This window comes from Streptomyces katrae, from assembly GCF_000966975.1.
GTDB classification, from domain to species: Bacteria; Actinomycetota; Actinomycetes; order Streptomycetales; family Streptomycetaceae; genus Streptomyces; species Streptomyces katrae.
Genome location: NZ_JZWV01000896.1, coordinates 1 through 398 on the forward strand (window position 1 = coordinate 1; position 398 = coordinate 398).

Annotated in this window: 1 pseudogene; it reads right to left on the bottom strand. The window is 78.4% G+C overall.

Features of this window, described 5'->3' with window-relative positions:
• Positions 1–241: 241 nt before the first annotated feature.
• Positions 242–398: pseudogene (locus VR44_RS47670) on the bottom strand (UDP-glucose 4-epimerase GalE); the annotation flags it as partial.

Sequence of the window (398 nt, forward strand, 5' to 3'; positions counted from 1 at the left end):
GATTTCAACTGTCCGGAAGCCCGGGAGCGATATTTCCCGACCGGCGCGTGCCCCAGGCAGTTGCACGGGGTCCATTTCACCCGGCGTACGCACGCCGGGCGCCCGCGCAGAGCGCCCGCGCAGAGCGCCCGCCGGACATGCGTGCGCCCCCCGCACCGTTCGGTGCGGGGGGCGCGGCAGGGCGCCGGAGGACCGGCGCACGGGGGGCGCAGGGGGCGCGGGCCCCCGGGGGGCCCAGGCGTCAGGAGCGCTGCCTGCGGGCGAAGTTCCAGGCGTCCGTCACGATGCCGGTGAGGTCCGAGCGGGTGGGGGACCAGCCGAGGCGTTCGTGCGCCGTGCGCGCGGAGGCGACCAGGACGGCCGGGTCGCCGGCCCGGCGGGGGGCGACGACCTCGGGG